This is a genomic window from Burkholderia sp. AcTa6-5 (genome assembly GCF_017815075.1).
GTDB classification, from domain to species: Bacteria; Pseudomonadota; Gammaproteobacteria; order Burkholderiales; family Burkholderiaceae; genus Burkholderia; species Burkholderia sola.
In genome coordinates this window covers 314,824-326,940 of the sequence record NZ_JAGIQE010000001.1, presented here as the reverse complement: position 1 = coordinate 326,940, position 12,117 = coordinate 314,824, and the positions used below count along the sequence as shown (strand labels likewise).

General features: G+C 67.4%; 11 protein-coding genes. 10 read left to right on the top strand and 1 reads right to left on the bottom strand.

Going from position 1 to position 12,117, the window contains the following annotated elements:
- Nucleotides 1-129: 129 nt before the first annotated feature.
- The 7 genes from J8I33_RS01355 to J8I33_RS01325 all read left to right on the top strand — a co-directional run bounded on the left by J8I33_RS01355 (nucleotide 130) and on the right by J8I33_RS01325 (nucleotide 8,176).
- Nucleotides 130-750, top strand: coding sequence for a TetR/AcrR family transcriptional regulator (locus tag J8I33_RS01355; protein WP_050011070.1), 621 nt, complete (start codon nucleotides 130-132; stop codon nucleotides 748-750).
- Nucleotides 751-984: 234 nt separating this feature from the next.
- Nucleotides 985-2,043 carry an NADP-dependent oxidoreductase gene (locus J8I33_RS01350; RefSeq protein ID WP_050011071.1) on the top strand — a complete coding sequence of 353 codons (1,059 nt, stop codon included), beginning with the start codon at nucleotides 985-987 and terminating at the stop codon, nucleotides 2,041-2,043.
- Nucleotides 2,044-2,135: 92 nt separating this feature from the next.
- A complete protein-coding gene (locus J8I33_RS01345) occupies nucleotides 2,136-2,435 on the top strand; it encodes a putative quinol monooxygenase (RefSeq protein ID WP_050011072.1) in 300 nt (99 codons plus the stop codon).
- A 144-nt stretch (nucleotides 2,436-2,579) separates the two neighbouring features.
- A complete protein-coding gene (locus tag J8I33_RS01340; RefSeq protein ID WP_006479019.1) occupies nucleotides 2,580-3,035 on the top strand; it encodes a (2Fe-2S)-binding protein in 456 nt (151 codons plus the stop codon).
- A 1-nt stretch (nucleotide 3,036) separates the two neighbouring features.
- Complete coding sequence (locus J8I33_RS01335) at nucleotides 3,037-5,256, top strand: xanthine dehydrogenase family protein molybdopterin-binding subunit (RefSeq protein ID WP_124554275.1); 2,220 nt, start codon at nucleotides 3,037-3,039, stop codon at nucleotides 5,254-5,256.
- 16 nt (nucleotides 5,257-5,272) lie between these two features.
- A complete protein-coding gene (locus J8I33_RS01330) occupies nucleotides 5,273-6,577 on the top strand; it encodes a cytochrome c (protein ID WP_050011074.1) in 1,305 nt (434 codons plus the stop codon).
- Between the two features lie 153 nt (nucleotides 6,578-6,730).
- Nucleotides 6,731-8,176 carry an NAD-dependent succinate-semialdehyde dehydrogenase gene (locus tag J8I33_RS01325; RefSeq protein WP_050011075.1) on the top strand — a complete coding sequence of 482 codons (1,446 nt, stop codon included), beginning with the start codon at nucleotides 6,731-6,733 and terminating at the stop codon, nucleotides 8,174-8,176.
- Nucleotides 8,177-8,473: 297 nt separating this feature from the next.
- Here the strand turns inward: J8I33_RS01325 and J8I33_RS01320 are convergent, their stop codons facing one another.
- The gene (locus tag J8I33_RS01320) at nucleotides 8,474-9,283 is read right to left on the bottom strand and encodes a hypothetical protein (RefSeq protein WP_245171265.1); all 810 of its coding nucleotides are present in this window, start codon (nucleotides 9,281-9,283) and stop codon (nucleotides 8,474-8,476) included.
- A gap of 386 nt (nucleotides 9,284-9,669) precedes the next feature.
- On the opposite strand from J8I33_RS01320, the gene J8I33_RS01315 reads away from it, so the two are divergent.
- The 3 genes from J8I33_RS01315 to J8I33_RS01305 all read left to right on the top strand — a co-directional run bounded on the left by J8I33_RS01315 (nucleotide 9,670) and on the right by J8I33_RS01305 (nucleotide 12,077).
- Entirely contained in the window at nucleotides 9,670-10,881 is a 1,212-nt protein-coding gene (locus J8I33_RS01315; RefSeq protein WP_209932698.1) for a porin, read from the top strand.
- 420 nt (nucleotides 10,882-11,301) lie between these two features.
- Complete coding sequence (gene pal, locus J8I33_RS01310) at nucleotides 11,302-11,793, top strand: peptidoglycan-associated lipoprotein Pal (protein WP_050014064.1); 492 nt, start codon at nucleotides 11,302-11,304, stop codon at nucleotides 11,791-11,793.
- A 128-nt stretch (nucleotides 11,794-11,921) separates the two neighbouring features.
- Complete coding sequence (locus J8I33_RS01305; protein ID WP_185731853.1) at nucleotides 11,922-12,077, top strand: hypothetical protein; 156 nt, start codon at nucleotides 11,922-11,924, stop codon at nucleotides 12,075-12,077.
- Nucleotides 12,078-12,117: the final 40 nt, after the last annotated feature.

Here is a 12,117-nt window from a genome sequence, read left to right as displayed (position 1 = left end):
CGGCACGCGCGGGCGAGCAGCACGCCGGCCGGGCATTGGGCGCACGACTGGGATCGGGTAAAGTGCCGCTCAACATGCCGGCTCGACGTTACTAGACGACCGGTCTAATCGTTGCTACCATACGCCATCATGAATGCATCTTCAGGCGCCGAAGTCCGCCAGCACATCCTGAACATCGCGAAGCCGATCATGCTCCACAAGGGGTTCTCGGCGGTCGGTCTGAACGAGATTCTCGCTGCGGCGGGCATCCCGAAGGGCTCGTTCTACCATTACTTCGGCTCGAAAGAAGCATTCGGCGAAGCGCTGCTCGAATCGTATTTCGAAGGCTATCTCGCGCATCTCGACAAGCTGCTCAAGCAGCAGGCCGGCACGGGCGCCGAGCGCCTGATGACGTACTGGGGCAACTGGCTGCACACGCAATGCGCGGACGATCCGGAAGGCAAGTGCCTCGCGGTGAAGCTCGGCGCGGAAGTGTCGGATCTGTCGGAAGCGATGCGCGCGGTGCTGCGGCGCGGCACCAGCCAGATCATCGAGCGGCTCGCGGGCGGCATCGAGGCCGGGCTCGCCGACGGTTCGCTGAGCGGCGTCGACGATCCGTCGCACACGGCCGCGATCCTGTACGAGCTGTGGCTGGGCGCGACACTGCTGGAAAAGATTCACCGCAACCGCCAGCCGCTCGAAAGGGCGATGGCCGAAACGCGGCGCATGCTGAGCCTGCCGCCGGCCGCATCCGACGGTGCGCAGTCGTAGTCCGGGCGCGCATCGGCGCGCCTTGTTTTTGCCTTGACCCTAGACGACTGGTCTACTCAATCACTCATGACGAACGCTTCACGCCGCGTTACGCTGTCCCGATCGTTCCCACCGCCTGCCTGCGACCGCACCGGCCTGCTTGCCGATGCCGCCGCAGACGCGCACTTCCCGCTGGTCCATCCCTGATCCGATCGTGCCCACGAAGCACGTTCATTCCTGTTGACGGAGGCACACATGCCGCAAAGCAAGATCGCAAACCGCCAGATCGTCCTGAATTCGCGCCCGGTCGGCGCACCGACGCCGGACAACTTCCGCGCCGAAACCGGTGACGTGCCGGTTCCCGGCCCCGGTCAGGTGCTGCTGCGCACCGTCTGGTTGTCGCTCGACCCGTACATGCGCGGCCGGATGAGCGATGCGCCGTCCTATGCGCCGCCCGCCGAACTGGGCCAGCCGATGGTCGGCGGCACGGTCAGCCGCGTGGTGTCGTCGAACCTGCCCGCGTTTCGCGAAGGCGATCTCGTCGTCGCCGGCGCCGGCTGGCAGGACTACGCGCTGTCCGACGGGCGCGACCTGATCCCGCTCGGCCGCGATTTCGCGCACCCGTCGTACGCGCTCGGCGTGCTCGGCATGCCGGGCTTCACCGCATACACCGGGCTGCTGAAGATCGGCGAACCGAAGGCCGGCGAAACCGTGGTCGTCGCGGCCGCGAGCGGTGCGGTCGGCGCGGTGGTCGGCCAGATCGCGAAGCTGAAGGGTTGCCGCGTGGTCGGCGTCGCGGGGGGCGCCGACAAGTGCGCGTACGTGACCGGCACGCTCGGCTTCGACGCGTGCGTCGACCATCGCGATCCGGCGTTCGCTGCGAAGCTGAAGGACGCGTGCCCGAACGGCATCGACGTGTATTTCGAGAACGTCGGCGGCGCGGTGTTCGACGCAGTGTGGCCGCTGCTGAACGACCATGCGCGGGTGCCGGTCTGCGGCATCATTGCGCACTACAACGACGCGGCCTACGACGACAAGGCCGTGTCGACCGGCCGTGACCGCGTGCCGGCGCTGATGGGCGCGATCCTGCGCAAGCGCATTCGCGTGCAGGGTTTCATCATCCTCGATCACTATGCAACCGGCTATGCGCCGTTCCTGAAGGACATGAGCGAGTGGGTCGCGCAGGGCAAGGTCAAGACGCTCGAAGACGTCGTGCCCGATCTCGCCGACGCGCCGCAAGCGCTGATCGGCTTGCTGGCCGGCAAGAATTTCGGCAAGGTCGTCGTGCGCGTCGGCCCGGACGAACTGGCCTGATCCCGCCGTTCGGCGACAGACAACCGCTGCACGCTGGCGTCGCGAGACGCCGGCTTGTGGCATGCTCGTTTCCGTTTTCAAAGGAGTAGAAAATGGCGCTTCACGTGATTGCTTCGCTGTTCCTGAAACCCGAACACGCGCAGGCCGCCGAGGCCGAACTGCGCGGTATGGTCGCGAAGACACGCACCGAGCCGGGCAACCGGCGCTACGACCTGTTCCGCGAGCAGGACGGCGCGCCAACCCTGCATCTGTACGAGATCTACGACGACCAGGCGGCGTTCGACGCGCATCTCGCCAGCCCGTATTTCGGCGAATTCCGCACGAAGTCGGCCGACTGGTTCACCGCACCGCCCGTCATCAAGGTGCTGTCGGCCATCGACGTGGCCGAGTAACGACGCAAGCCCGCAACACCACCGCCGCGGCTCGCCCGCACCCGGGCCGCGCGGCACCCGTTGCGCACGACGCAACGGCGACGCCCCCATGACGCGGCGCGCATCGTTCGCGCCGCTCCCCAATACAACGGCCCCGGAGGCTGAATGATCACCCTCAACATCAACGGCGAAACCCGCTCGGTCGACGCCCCCGACGACATGCCCTTGCTCTGGGTGCTGCGCGACGTCGTCGGCCTGACCGGCACCAAGTTCGGCTGCGGGATCGCGCAATGCGGCGCGTGCACCGTGCATCTCGACGGCGTGGCCGCGCGTTCGTGCGTGCTGCCGGTCGCCGCCGTCGCGGGCCGCAAGATCACGACGATCGAAGCCGTCGGCGCGACGCCGGCCGGCCACAAGGTCCAGCAGGCGTGGCGCGAGCTCGACGTCGTCCAGTGCGGCTACTGCCAGTCGGGGCAGGTGATGGCCGCCACCGCGCTGATCGCATCGAACCCGAACCCGAGCGATGCCGACATCGACGCGGCCATGGCCGGCAACATCTGCCGCTGCGGCACGTACCACCGCATTCGCGCGGCCGTCAAACAAGCCGCGAAGGAGGCCTGACATGTCGCGAGGACTCCTCGAAGCAGGCAGGGTCGGCGCCGGTGTGTCGCGCCGCGGGTTTCTGAAACTCGGCATGTCGCTCGGCGCGGCGGCCGGCGGCGGCTTGCTGCTCGGCTTCAGCCTGCCGGCGGCGGGCGACGATGCGCGCCGCTCGGTGATCGGCGGCGACGCAGCCGAGCCCGCACCGTCGGGCGTGTTCGCCCCGAACGCATTCGTGCAGATCGACCGCGCCGGCAAGATCACGCTGGTGATGCCGAAGGTCGAGATGGGGCAGGGTGTCTATACGGCGCTGCCGATGCTGATCGCGGAAGAGCTCGAGGTGCCGCTGTCGAGCGTCACGCTCGATCATGCGCCGCCGAACGAGAAGCTGTTCCTCGATCCGCTGCTCGGCGGCCAGCTCACCGGCGGCTCGACGTCGGTGCGCTACGCGTGGGAACCGCTGCGCCGCGCGGGCGCCACCGCGCGCACGCTGCTGGTCTCGGCGGCCGCGAAGCAATGGAACGTCGATCCGGCCAGTTGCCGCGCGGCAAACGGCGAAGTGCAGCATCCGCCGACCGGCCGGCGCGCATCGTACGGCCAGTTGGCCGACGCCGCGGCGAAACTGCCGGTGCCGAAGGACGTCGCGCTGAAGCAGCCGGCGGATTTCAAGCTGATCGGCACGCCCGCGAAGCGCCTCGATTCGCCGGAGAAGGTCGACGGCACCGCGCAGTTCGGGCTCGACGTGCGCCTGCCCGGCATGCTGTACGCGGTGATCGTGAACAGCCCGGTGTTCGGCGGCACGGTCGCGAGCGTCGACGACACGGCGGCGAAGAAGATCCCCGGCGTGCGCCAGGTCGTGCGTGTCGACAACGCGGTCGCGGTGGTCGGCGACCACACGTGGGCCGCGAAGCGCGGCGCATCGGCGCTCGTCGTGAAGTGGAACGAAGGCGCGGGCGCGAAGGTGTCGACGAAGGACCTGTTCGCGGATCTCGCGCAGGCGGCGGCGAACGGCAAGGGCGCGGTCGCGCGCAAGGAAGGCGACGTCGGCAACGCGTTCGCGAACGCCAAGACGCGCGTCGACGCCGTCTACGAACAGCCGTTGCTCGCGCACGCGACGATGGAGCCCGTGAACTGCACGGTGCACGTGCGCGGCGACGGCTGCGATATCTGGGTCGGCACGCAGGTGCCAACCCGCGCACGGGACACGGCACAGCAGTTGACCGGCCTGTCGCCGGACAAGATCGTCGTGCACAACCATCTGCTCGGCGGCGGGTTCGGCCGGCGGCTCGAGACCGACATGATCGGGCAGGCCGTGAAGGTCGGCAAACAGGTCAATGCCCCGGTGAAGGTGATCTGGACGCGCGAGGAAGACGTCCAGCACGACATGTACCGGCCGTGCTACTACGACACGCTCTCGGCCGGCCTCGATGCGAACGGCAAGCCGGTCGCGTGGCGGCACCGGATCGTCGGCTCGTCGATTCTCGCGCGCTTCGCGCCGCCCGCGGTCAAGGACGGCGTCGATCCCGACGCGGTCGAGGTCGCGGCCGAGCTGCCGTACGACCTGCCGAACCAGCTCGTCGACTACGTGCGCCAGGAGCCGCGCCACGTGCCAACCGCGTTCTGGCGCGGCGTCGGGCCGACGCGCAGCACGTTCGTCGTCGAAAGCTTCATCGACGAACTGGCCGTGCAGACCAAGACCGACCCGGTGCAATACCGTCGCGCGCTGCTCGACAAGACGCCGCGCGCCCGCAACGTGCTCGACGTCGCGACGAAGGCGGCCGGTTGGGGCGCGTCGCTGCCGAAGGGGCAAGGGCGCGGCGTATCGGTGATGCATGCGTTCGGCAGTTTCTTCTCGATCGTCATCGACGTCGCGGTGGACGACGGCGAAGTGCAGGTCAAGCGCGTCGTGTGCGCGGTCGATTGCGGGATGGTCGTGAATCCGAACACGATCGAGGCGCAGGTGCAGGGCGGCATCATCTTCGGGATCACGGGCGCGCTGTACGGCGAGATCACGATCGAGGACGGCCGCGTCGTGCAGACCAACTTCACCGACTACCGGATGATGCGAATCAACGAGGTGCCCCCGATCGAAGTCCATCTGGTGAAGAGCGCCGAGGCGCCGGGCGGGATCGGCGAGCCGGGCACGGCCGCGACCGCGGCGGCGCTGGCGAACGCGATCTTCGCGGCGACCGGCACGCGGCTGCGCAAGCTGCCGGTCGGCAACCAGCTGAAAACGGCCTGAGGAGGAGGGGACGACCATGCGACATCTCACCCTGAACCCGAATGCACTCCGCGCGTCGCTGCTCGCGCTGTCCGCACTGCTGGCCGGCACGGCCGCGCAGGCCGCGCAAGCGGCGCCCGCCGACAGCGCACTCGTCGCGCGCGGCGCGTATCTCGCGAAAGCCGGCGACTGCGTCGCGTGCCACACCGCGCCGCGCGGCACGCCGTTCGCGGGCGGCCTGAAGATGGTCACGCCGATGGGCGCGATCTACACGACCAACATCACGCCCGACCCGGAGACCGGCATCGGCGGCTATACCGAAGCCGAGTTCGCCGGCGCGTTGCGCAAGGGCGTCGCGAAGGACGGTCACAATCTGTATCCGGCGATGCCGTATCCGTCGTACGCGAAGCTGAGGGACGACGACGTGAAGGCGCTGTATGCGTACTTCATGCACGGCGTCGAACCGGTGAAGCAGGCGAACCGGCCATCCGACATCCCGTGGCCGCTCAACATGCGCTGGCCGCTCGCGTTGTGGAACAAGGTGTTCCTCGACACGACGCCATACGCGGACAAGCCGGCGAAGGACGCAATGTGGAACCGCGGCGCGTATCTCGTGCAGGGGCTCGGGCACTGCGGGTCGTGCCACACGCCACGCGGTGTCGGCTTCCAGGAGAAGGCGCTCGACGAAAGCGGCGCGGCGTTCCTGTCGGGCGCGTCGATCGACAACTGGTTCGCGTCGAACCTGACCGGCGAGCACAACACCGGGCTCGGCCGCTGGAACGAGGCCGACGTCGCGCAGTTCCTGAAGACCGGCGCGAACCAGCACGCGACCGCGTTCGGCTCGATGGTAAGCGTGATCAACCACAGCACGCAGGAACTGACCGACGACGATCTGGCATCGATCTCGCGCTACCTGAAATCGCTGCCGGCGGCAGGCGGCACGGGCGCGCCGCCGTACCGCTACGATCCGAAGGCGACGCAGGCCGCGCTGGGCCGACCGGCAACGGATCCGGGCGCGAAGGTGTATAACGCTTACTGCCTGCATTGCCACGGTGTGGACGGGCGCGGCTACGCGCCGCTGCTCGCGCCGCTCGCCGGCAATCCGAACGTGCTCGAGGCCGATGCATCGTCGCTGATCAACGTGACGCTGAACGGCAGCGACACGCTCGTGATCGGCGGCGTGCCGTCCGCGTATCCGATGCCGGCGTTCTCGAACCAGTTGAACGACCGGCAGATCGCCGACGTGCTGACGTTCATGCGCGCCGGCTGGAACAACGGCGCGCCGGCCGTGCAGGCGGCGGACGTCGCGAAACTCCGCAAGGCGACGGCGGCCGCGCACTGAACGCGGTGCGCCGCGCAACGATGGCGGGCCGGCGTGCCTGCCGTCGACGCCGCCGGGTGCGTGCCTGCCCCGGCGGCTTGGCTTTTTCTGTCAACCGGCGTGCGGCCGTTCGCGGCCGCGCGCGTTTTATCGACGCAATGTAGGGGTGTCTGGATGGCTAACGTGACTTATACGGATACGCAACTGCTGATCGACGGCGAGTGGGTCGACGCCGCGAGCGGCAAGACGATCGACGTCGTGAACCCGGCGACCGGCAAGGCGATCGGCAAGGTGGCCCACGCGGGCATCGCCGATCTCGACCGTGCGCTCGCCGCCGCGCAGCGCGGCTTCGAAGCATGGCGCAAGGTGCCCGCGCACGAACGCGCGGCGACGATGCGCAAGGCGGCCGCGCTGGTGCGCGAACGCGCCGACGCGATCGCGCAGTTGATGACGCAGGAGCAGGGCAAGCCGCTCACCGAAGCGCGCGTCGAAGTGCTGTCGGCGGCCGACATCATCGAATGGTTCGCGGACGAAGGGCGCCGCGTGTACGGCCGGATCGTGCCGCCGCGCAATCTCGGTGCGCAGCAGACGGTCGTGAAGGAACCGGTCGGCCCGGTCGCGGCGTTCACGCCGTGGAATTTCCCGGTCAACCAGGTCGTGCGCAAGCTGAGCGCCGCGCTCGCCACTGGTTGTTCGTTCCTCGTGAAGGCGCCGGAAGAAACCCCGGCGTCGCCGGCCGCGCTGCTGCGCGCGTTCGTCGATGCGGGCGTGCCGGCGGGCGTGATCGGTCTCGTGTACGGCGATCCGGCTGAAATCTCGTCGTACCTGATTCCGCACCCGGTGATCCGCAAGGTCACGTTCACGGGTTCGACGCCGGTCGGCAAGCAGCTGGCCGCGCTCGCGGGCCAGCACATGAAGCGTGCGACGATGGAACTGGGCGGCCACGCGCCGGTGATCGTCGCCGAGGATGCGGACGTCGCGCTCGCAGTGAAGGCCGCCGGCGGGGCGAAGTTCCGCAACGCGGGACAGGTCTGCATTTCGCCGACGCGTTTCCTCGTGCACAACAGCATCCGCGACGAATTCACGCGCGCGCTGGTCAAGCATGCGGAAGGGCTGAAGATCGGCAACGGTCTCGACGAAGGCACGACGCTCGGCGCGCTCGCGAACCCGCGACGCCTGACCGCGATGGCGTCGGTCGTCGACAACGCGCGCAAGGTCGGCGCGAGCATCGAGACCGGCGGCGAGCGGATCGGCGCGGAAGGCAACTTCTTCGCCCCGACCGTGATCGCGAACGTGCCGCTCGAAGCGGACGTGTTCAACAACGAGCCGTTCGGCCCGGTCGCGGCGATTCGCGGGTTCGACAAGCTCGAGGATGCGATCGCCGAGGCGAACCGTCTGCCGTTCGGTCTGGCCGGCTACGCGTTCACGCGTTCGTTCGCGAACGTGCATCTGCTGACGCAACGCCTCGAAGTCGGGATGCTGTGGATCAACCAGCCGGCGACGCCGTGGCCGGAAATGCCGTTCGGCGGCGTGAAGGATTCGGGCTACGGGTCGGAAGGCGGGCCGGAAGCGCTGGAGCCGTATCTCGTCACGAAGTCGGTGACGGTGATGGCGGTTTGATGGTCGGTTGAGGGTGGGCGCGCTGCAGTTGGGGGCGCGCCCGATTGGCAGATTTTTCAGCGTATGGACGTATTCGAGATTGCCGAACCCGCGCCATAGAGGGTGATCATGGCTATTTAAAATTTGACATAAGGTGAATTATCGATATTTTTTGTTGTAGTAGCTTTTTAGAAATGTCGTGTTTTGGCCTGTAGGTTGATCGTCTGCACCCTTGGGAGCGCCGGCGACGAACGCGACTGGGACGATCACCATGACGTCCACGTCACATCGGATCAGCCCGCCGTCGTCCGCTCCGATTCAACACGGCACCCGACCACCCACACCGTTGCCCATCATCGTGCACCAGCGCTGCGTGTCCTGTTGCGGTGCCGGATACGGCAACCCGGTCCGCGGATCGATCGAGTCCAGCGGATTCGGGCCGGGCGGATGGTTTGCCGCGTGCATCGCGGCGTTCTCCGCCATCTGTTTCGCGGTCGCCGCGTTCTGTCGAGCGAGGTCCGCCTTCTGCGCGTCGTCCAGCTTCTTCGTCATGGTTACCAGCCGCGCGAACTGCGGATCGCGAACATCCTGCAGCGGCGGCAAAGGCGGTGCGAACGGCATGAAAAGCAACGGCCCGTCATATCGCGGCACCGCCAGTTTCGACGGCTTGCCGAAATCCGCGGCCATGCTGATCTCCCACATGCCGGCGTTCATGCCGAGCGCGTGTTCGTAGTGTCGGTTCACGTCCGCCAGGCTGAGCGGCCCGGACGGTGCAGGCAATGGTTGCAGGGATGGCGGCAACGTCTGCCGGGTGGCAGGATAGATTGCGCGAACCCAGCTCGCCGCAGCGAGCGAGTATTGATAGAGAACCGCGTCGTACTTTTCCAGCACCTGCGCTCGACTATAGTTGCCGGGATTCTGGAAAACGGGCTTGTACGCCGCGAGGCTGTCGATGTATCGCATGTTCGCATTTCGCTGCTCCGCAACGAACTGCTGCTGAGGGTCGACCGGCGCAGATGAAGACAGCGCAGCGCAGCCCGACAGCAGACTGACGACGAATGCAACACCGGCCGTCGTTCGGGACACCGACCGGATGGGACGCAAGATAGGGGACATCGGAAACGCCATGGAGACTCGACAGGTTTTCGTGAATCGGCGCGCTGCCGACAGCGGTCGGCATGCGCCACGCGCGCCCTATTCTGCCCTGCTCCATGTCGTTCCAGGTGGAATCGCGTCCGATCGTGGTGGATTCCGGTCTCGGGATTTCTACGGCGAGCGTTCGGGCCGGGTCTAGACGTTCGGCACACCACCGTCGCGCGATGGCGCGCCGAACCCTACGCACCGTCTCACCCGCTCCTTCCCGACCGCCTCCCCGCAAGTCGCCCCACCGCGATTCCGAGTGATTGGGCAGAGGACCTTTCCTGTGCAACGCCTTAATCGACCGCCGCACGATCTCCAATAATGGCCGCTCGATCCGTCGGCCGCCAGGCCGGCCCAACAACAACAAAACGCCTATGCATTCCTGCCAAACGAACCAGCATGCCGGCGCACGCGTCGCGGGGACCATCATTGCCGCCTGCCTGACCGGCTTCGTGTCGGATGTCGCGCTTGCCCAGAGCAGCGTGACGCTGTACGGCCTGATCGACACGTCGATCACCTACTCCACCAACCAGCGCACGCGCGGTGCCGGCTCGCCCGGCAGCGGCGGCGTCGCGATGACGAGCGGCGCATTGAATGCGTCGCGCTGGGGGCTGCGCGGTCGCGAGGATCTCGGCGGCGGACTGGCCGCGGTCTTCGCGCTCGAAAACGGCTTCTCTGGCACCACCGGCAAGCTGTCGCAGAAAGGCGTCGATCTGTTCGGCCGCCAGGCGTGGCTCGGCGTGGAATCCAGGACGGCCGGCGCGCTGACCTTCGGCCGCCAGTACGACCTGATCCTCGATTTCGTGACGCCGCTCGGCGCGTCCGGCCCCGGCTGGGGCGGCAACCTTGCGGTCCACCCGTACGACAACGACGATTCGAACCGCAACCTGCGCATCAATAACGCGGTGAAGTACACGAGCCCGACGGTTCGCGGGTTGACCTTCGGCGCGATGATCGGGTTCTCGAACACGCCCGGCCAGTTCTCCAACAACGCGGTGTGGAGCACGGGCTTGTCGTACGAGAACGGGCCGCTGAAGCTCGGCGCCGGCTACCTGAAGATCAGCCGCGACCGCAATGCGCCGAATCCGGACGGCGCGCTGAGCACGGTCGACGGCTCGGCGACCATCACGGGCGGCAACCAGCAGATCTGGGCGATGGCCGGCCGTTACGCGTTCGGGCCGCACTCGGTCGGCGCCGCGTGGTCGCATTCGACCACCGACGGCGTGACGGGCGTGCTCCAGGGCGGCAACATCGCGCCGCTGAAGGGCGAATCGCTGGTGTTCGACAACTTCTCGATCGACGGACGCTACTTCGTCACGCGCGCGCTGAGCGTCGCCGCCGCGTACACGTACACGATGGGCCGCTTCGACACCCGCACGGGACAGACCCGCCCGAAATGGAACCAGGTCGTCGCGCAGGCCGACTATGCGCTGTCGAAGCGCACGGATGCGTATCTCGAAGGCACTTACCAGAGCGTGAGCGGCGGCAACGGCAATCCGGCGTTCAACGCGACGGTCTGGACCATGACGCCTTCCGCGAACAGCAATCAGGCCGTCGTCGCGCTGGGGCTGCGCCACAAGTTCTGACGATGCGGCGTGTGGGCGGCGCCGTCACGCGGCTGACCGACTGCATTCGGCGAGCGCTTCCTCCATCACCCGATCGCGGTGTCCGGCACCGGCAAGGCCGCGCGCTCTGCGCGGCCTTTTTCACCGTGGCGGGCATCGCGTACCGCACCCCAGGCGCGGAAGCAAGAATGCCTCCCGGCTGTCGCGTTTGCGCAAAAAATGCGGAGAAACTGGGCACGTTGTGACATTTTTCCTAATCTGTTTGCAGCGACGCCGCGCTCCGGCGTTCCGGCCTGCAACATTCTTTCATCGGGCGCACCACCGGCTTACGAACCTGCATCACGGCAACGGAGCCGGACCTTTCGCGCCATGGCGACCGGACGGCTGCGTGCGAATGGCACGCGCCCCGCTTTCAACGCAGTCAACCGCTGGAGAAGAACGATGAGCAAAATGAAGCGAATTGCGGTCCTGGCAACTTTCGTCCTGCTGGCCGGTTGCCACCACGCGGCGAAGACGCCCGAGAATGCCGGCGCGGCGCCGACGCCGTCGAGTGAAACCGTCGCGACGGTGACGGCCGACGATCTGAACAATCCGAACAGCCCGCTCGCGAAGCGCAGCATCTACTTCGATTTCGACCAGTACTCGGTGAAGCCCGAATTCCAGTCGCTGCTGCAGGCGCACGCCGACTACCTGCGCAGCCATCCCGCGCGGCGCGTGCTGATCCAGGGCAACACCGACGAGCGCGGCACGTCCGAATACAACCTCGCGCTCGGCCAGCGCCGCTCGCAGGCCGTGGCGAGCGCGCTCGAAACGCTCGGCGTGCCGGCGACGCAACTCGAGGCTGTCAGCCTCGGCAAGGAAAAGCCGGTCGCGCTCGGCCACGACGAGGAAGCGTGGGCGCAGAATCGCCGCGCCGATCTCGTCTATCGTTGATCCAGGCACCGCCGCGGCGATACGCAAAAAGCATGGAATAAGCGCCCCGCCGAAACGTCTTGTCATCGCGCAGACGCGGTTCACGCGAACCGCCTTTCCTGTTGCCTGCGCGCAGCAAGGAGATCGCAATGAAATCGGCAACGTTGGCTGCGGCGCTGATCGCGGCGCTGGTGCTTGTGCTGTCCACGGGCTGTACGTCGTCGGGCAGCGGTACGTCGCAAGGACCGGGCATGAGCCGGTACGGCGGCGCGGGAGGCAGCGGTGGCGGTGGCGGCGGCTACTGACGCGCCGCCGCAAGGAAGAGGCGCGAAATCGCGCGCGAAC

What these genes read in the sequence shown, in the direction of transcription:
- J8I33_RS01330 (WP_050011074.1), top strand. Translation starts at nt 5,273, where the DNA reads ATGCGACATCTCACCCTGAACCCGAATGCACTCCGCGCGTCGCTGCTC.
- J8I33_RS01325 (WP_050011075.1), top strand. Translation starts at nt 6,731, where the DNA reads ATGGCTAACGTGACTTATACGGATACGCAACTGCTGATCGACGGCGAG.
- J8I33_RS01305 (WP_185731853.1), top strand. Translation starts at nt 11,922, where the DNA reads ATGAAATCGGCAACGTTGGCTGCGGCGCTGATCGCGGCGCTGGTGCTT.
- J8I33_RS01350 (WP_050011071.1), top strand. Translation starts at nt 985, where the DNA reads ATGCCGCAAAGCAAGATCGCAAACCGCCAGATCGTCCTGAATTCGCGC.
- J8I33_RS01340 (WP_006479019.1), top strand. Translation starts at nt 2,580, where the DNA reads ATGATCACCCTCAACATCAACGGCGAAACCCGCTCGGTCGACGCCCCC.
- J8I33_RS01345 (WP_050011072.1), top strand. Translation starts at nt 2,136, where the DNA reads ATGGCGCTTCACGTGATTGCTTCGCTGTTCCTGAAACCCGAACACGCG.
- pal (WP_050014064.1), top strand. Translation starts at nt 11,302, where the DNA reads ATGAGCAAAATGAAGCGAATTGCGGTCCTGGCAACTTTCGTCCTGCTG.
- J8I33_RS01315 (WP_209932698.1), top strand. Translation starts at nt 9,670, where the DNA reads ATGCATTCCTGCCAAACGAACCAGCATGCCGGCGCACGCGTCGCGGGG.
- J8I33_RS01355 (WP_050011070.1), top strand. Translation starts at nt 130, where the DNA reads ATGAATGCATCTTCAGGCGCCGAAGTCCGCCAGCACATCCTGAACATC.
- J8I33_RS01335 (WP_124554275.1), top strand. Translation starts at nt 3,037, where the DNA reads ATGTCGCGAGGACTCCTCGAAGCAGGCAGGGTCGGCGCCGGTGTGTCG.
- J8I33_RS01320 (WP_245171265.1), bottom strand. Translation starts at nt 9,283, where the DNA reads ATGGCGTTTCCGATGTCCCCTATCTTGCGTCCCATCCGGTCGGTGTCC.